Consider the following 381-nt stretch of genomic DNA (forward strand, 5'->3'; position numbering starts at 1 on the left):
ATGATGCGTCTGCGCGCGGGCACGGACCATGTCGTCATATTGCCGGCGCGCGTCGCTGTATGCCGTCAATGCGACACTCACGACGTCATCGGTCGTGTTCCCGGCCTGCCGGGCATGCTCGAGCCGGGTGTAGCGCGTCTGGTCGAGATCGAGCGCCTGCTTCAGCAGCGGCAGTACGGCGTCTTCATAACGCGTCTTTGTATAAAGCTGCTTGGCTTGAGCGACGATTTGCCATTCCTGCCACAGCAGTCCAAGGTCCGTCTTTCGCACAGTCGCGTCGGCGGACCTCTGGTTGGCACTTCGCGAGATGATCGCCATCACGTCCATGCTCAGTCCGTAGTTGAACGCGCGCTCAAGGCCCGCGGCACCCGGAAAGTCGCT

At 61.9% G+C, this 381-nt stretch carries 1 protein-coding gene; it reads right to left on the reverse strand.

Features of this window, described 5'->3' with window-relative positions; genetic code table 11:
* The coding region (locus R0J88_RS18975; protein ID WP_410900725.1) for a TolC family protein at positions 1-381 on the reverse strand (381 nt) is incomplete at both ends.

This window comes from Pseudoalteromonas sp. SIMBA_162 (assembly GCF_046535955.1).
GTDB lineage: Bacteria > Pseudomonadota > Gammaproteobacteria > Enterobacterales > Alteromonadaceae > Pseudoalteromonas > Pseudoalteromonas marina.